The 3,704-nt window shown below is 68.1% G+C and carries 4 protein-coding genes and 1 riboswitch; of the genes, 3 read left to right on the top strand and 1 reads right to left on the bottom strand.

Features of this window, described 5'->3' with window-relative positions:
* The coding region (locus RTO53_RS19075) for a hypothetical protein (protein WP_312239252.1) at positions 1-249 on the bottom strand (249 nt) is incomplete at its 3' end.
* Between the two features lie 97 nt (positions 250-346).
* Positions 347-448: riboswitch (glycine riboswitch) on the bottom strand.
* 279 nt (positions 449-727) lie between these two features.
* Between RTO53_RS19075 and RTO53_RS19080 the strand changes: the two genes are divergently transcribed.
* From RTO53_RS19080 to RTO53_RS19090, 3 genes are all read left to right on the top strand, one after another.
* Positions 728-1,933 carry a multidrug effflux MFS transporter gene (locus tag RTO53_RS19080; RefSeq protein WP_312239253.1) on the top strand — a complete coding sequence of 402 codons (1,206 nt, stop codon included), beginning with the start codon at positions 728-730 and terminating at the stop codon, positions 1,931-1,933.
* 163 nt (positions 1,934-2,096) lie between these two features.
* Entirely contained in the window at positions 2,097-2,990 is an 894-nt protein-coding gene (locus RTO53_RS19085) for a siderophore-interacting protein (RefSeq protein ID WP_312239254.1), read from the top strand.
* Between the two features lie 78 nt (positions 2,991-3,068).
* Positions 3,069-3,461: a hypothetical protein gene (locus tag RTO53_RS19090; RefSeq protein ID WP_312239255.1), complete on the top strand. Its 393-nt coding sequence runs from the start codon at positions 3,069-3,071 to the stop codon at positions 3,459-3,461.
* Positions 3,462-3,704 lie beyond the last annotated feature (243 nt).

The raw sequence follows: 3,704 nt of genomic DNA on the forward strand, positions 1-3,704 counted from the left end.
CACCTGGTTCTTGTCGGCGATGGCGCGGATCTTGGCCAGCGCCTGCACTTCGGTCAGCGACGCGGGCAGGTCCAGCGGTGCCGGCGATTTGATCCCGGCCGGGACGATCGCATCGGTGAGCGCGTCCAGCGAGGCGTGGCCGACCACGTCGAGCATCTGCGCGATTTCAGCGTCGTTGGGGCCGATATGGCGTTCGACGAACGCGTGGCTGTGTTCAAGCTCGCGCAGGGAAGGAGTGTTCTGGGACATGGCTGGCATCTCGAGGAGTGGGCACGCACGTTCGGAAGGCAGCCTGGCCGGGGTGCATCGCAGACGCGCGCGAACCACCGGACCTTGCGGTCTTCCTGGGTGCCCCTCTGTCCTTTTGCCTGAGAGTTTAAAAGCGCGCATCTGCGTGCTTCGTGCCCCTTCGGCGCCGGCAGTGGCCGGTCTCTCCAGAGTTTTGCTGCGGGTGGTATCGGGCCTGAGCGATTACGGGCGTTGCGCCTTCGGCAGCGGGTGTCCGCTTCTCCCACCATGGTGCCTGCCGATTATAGCCCAGCGGCTTTCTCCGCTGGGTCCCCATGGCACATGAATACGGGGTGGTATGGGCGGCCCGGCGCAGCCTCGGGCGATGGTGCCCGGCGGCACAAAGGCCTATGATCATCGGATCCTCGTATTCATCTGGCGCTGCCCGTTCCGGGCGGGCGCCCGCCGTGCAGCGCGCACGGCCCAGACGGAAGACCGCATGACGCCCGCCTCACCCTCGACCCGCCGCCTGGCCTTGCTGCTTGCAGGCCTGGCGATGTTCGGTCCGTTCTCGATCGACACCATCTTCCCGGCCTTCCTGCTGCTCGGCGACCGCATGCGGGTCGACCAGGTGGCCGTGCAGCAGACCATCAGCGTGTACCTGCTGTTCTACGGCCTGATGAGCCTGGCGCACGGCCCGTTGTCCGATGCCTTCGGACGCCGGCGGGTGATCATCGGCGGGCTGGTGCTGTTCATCGGCGCCTCGATCGGCTGCGCGCTGTCGCGCGACATGACCACGCTGCTGGTGTTCCGCGCGCTGCAGGGCGTCACCGCCGGCGTCGGCGTGATCGTGGGCCGTGCGGTGATCCGCGATCTGTACCACGGTGCCGATGCGCAGCGTCTGATGAGCCAGGTCTCGATGATCTTCGGCGTGGCCCCGGCGATCGCGCCGATCATCGGCGGCTGCGACTGGCCGCTGATCTTCTGGTTCCTGGTGCTGTTCGGCGTGCTGCTGCTGCTGGCCACCGGCAAGTGGCTGCCGGAAACCCACCCCGTCGAAGCGCGCACGCCGTTGTCGATGCGCGAACTGCTGCGCAGCTATCTGCGCATGGGATCCAACCCGCGCCTGCTGCGCCTGGCCGCGGCCGGCGCGTTCAATTTCTCCGGCATTTTCCTCTACATCGCCTCGGCGCCGGTGTTCGTGATGCAGCACCTGAAGCTGGGCGAGGGCGGTTTTGCGTGGCTGTTCATTCCCACCATCGGCGGCATGACTGTGGGCTCGTTCCTGTCCGGGCGCATGGCCGGGCGGATCGTGGCGCAGCGGCAGATCGCCATCGGTTTCGGCCTGTGCGCGGTGTCGGCGCTGCTCAACTTCGGCTACGTGGTCTCGGTGCCGCAGATCGAACTGCCGTGGGCGGTGCTGCCGATCTTCCTCGGTGGCGTCGGCATGGCGCTGATCTTCCCGATCCTGGCGCTGGCCGTGCTGGACATGTATCCGCACCAGCGCGGGCTGGCCTCGTCGATGCAGATGTTCATCCAGCTGATGATCAACACCGTCGTGGCCGGCGTGGTCTCGCCGATGCTCAGCGCCAAGCCGCTGCACCTTGCGCTGGGCTATGCCGGCTTCTTCGCCATCGGTGCCAGTTTCTGGTACTGGGAGCGGCATTGCGAACGTCGTCGCGACGCACTGACGCCCATCGAATAAGCCGCCACGCACGCTACGATTGCGCAGGATGCAATCGTGGCGTGGCCGGCATTGCCATCGCGCACGCGCGGCGTATCCTGTGCGCTCGCCAGCCAGTTCGTGCATCACGACAGCCAATACGCTCCCCTGCGGAATCGCTTCCGCCACATACCAGGGTGATTGCATGGCTGCACAGCAGACCTACCGCCTGTTCGACGTCGCGCTCAAACAGCGCCTCACGCTTTCGCCATCGCTGACCCGCATGGTCTTCGCCGCGCCCGACGTGGCCAACATGAAGACCGAGGGCCCGGACCAGCGCGTCAAGCTGTTTTTCCCGTTGCCGGGCCAGGACGCGCCTCACGTGCCGCGGGGCGAGGACTGGTACGCGCGTTACCGCGCCCTGCCCGATGAGGCGCGCGCTCCGATGCGCACCTACACCCTGCGCGCACTGCGCCCGGAACGGGGCGAGGTCGATATCGACTTCGTCCTGCACGGTGAAACCGGCCCGGCCTCGCGTTGGGCCACCCATGCCCGCGTCGGCGACCGGATCGGCCTGCTGGCCCCGGATGCGCAGGTGGCCGGGAGCCGCGAAGGCGTCGAGTGGAAGCCACCGAGCAGCATGCGCCGCGCGCTGCTGGTCGCCGATGACAGCGCGCTGCCGGCGGTGGCGGGCATCCTCGAGGATCTGGCGCGATGGCCGCATCCGCTGGAAGTGCAGGCGTTCATCGAAGTGGAACATGAGGCCGATGTGCTGCCGCTGGCCGCGCCGGATGGCACCCAGCTGTTCTGGCTGGTGCGCGACGGCGCCGCCCATGGGCAGCGCCTGCAGGAGGCGGTGTGTGCCCGCATCGGCCCCTCCGGCGTACGCGCGGCCGAGCAGGCCCTGGCCGAGATCGACATCGACCAGGACATCCTCTGGGAGCAGGCCAGTACCGACGGCGCGGGCCTGTACGCCTGGGTGGCGGGGGAGGCGGGCGCGGTGATGGCGATCCGGCGGCACCTGGTCAAGGACTGCGGCATCGACCGGCAGGCCATCAGCTTCATGGGCTATTGGCGCCGCGGCAAGGTCCTGGACTGAGCCACACGGCGGCCGTCAGCGGGTCCGGCCGGGCCCGTGCGGTATCCTTTGCGCTTTGATGCAGTCCGGACGTTCCAGATGTCGACCACCTCCAAACTGCGCCGCGACATCCGCCGGCGCCGCGAAACCCAGGCCGCCAACCGCGAGCAGGCCGCCACCCCGCCGGTGGAACCGCATGCCGAGCTGCGCGACCAGCAGCGCACGCTGCTGGCCGGCATCGTCCGCCGCGACGGCGAGTGGGTACTGGGCATGGATGGCCGCATCGCCGGCCAGACCCCCAGCGCGGCGAGGGTGCTGGCGCTGATCATGCAGGCCGCCGAACTGCACGAGCGCCAGGGCACGCCGGTACGCCTGGTCTACTCGGACGCCCTGAAGGATGCCGCGCATGCTGAAGCAACGGCAGACGGCAAGGATTTCGAGCAGTTCAAGGTGGAGCTTGCCGCCAGCCTGAAGCGCCCGGCGCATTCCTGAGCGGGGCGCCACGCCAGGTGGGGGGTGCCTTTGGTTCCAATGCCGATGACGTCTGACGCGCATTGAACGGTGCGTGTTGCCGAGCATGGCTCGGCACTACCGATGCGATGACGCCCGTAGAGCCACGCCATGCGTGGCTGCCTTTCGTGCCAATGCCGATGACGTCTGACGCGCATTGAACGGTGCGCGTTGCCGAGCATGGCTCGGCACTACCGATGCGATGACGCCCGTAGAGCCACGCCA

Origin of the sequence: Stenotrophomonas sp. (assembly GCF_031995405.1) — a bacterium.
In the GTDB taxonomy this organism is placed as follows: Bacteria; Pseudomonadota; Gammaproteobacteria; order Xanthomonadales; family Xanthomonadaceae; genus Stenotrophomonas.

Coding starts and splice junctions, on each gene's coding strand:
- RTO53_RS19090 (WP_312239255.1), top strand. CDS start 3,069: ATGTCGACCACCTCCAAACTGCGCCGCGACATCCGCCGGCGCCGCGAA.
- RTO53_RS19085 (WP_312239254.1), top strand. CDS start 2,097: ATGGCTGCACAGCAGACCTACCGCCTGTTCGACGTCGCGCTCAAACAG.
- RTO53_RS19080 (WP_312239253.1), top strand. CDS start 728: ATGACGCCCGCCTCACCCTCGACCCGCCGCCTGGCCTTGCTGCTTGCA.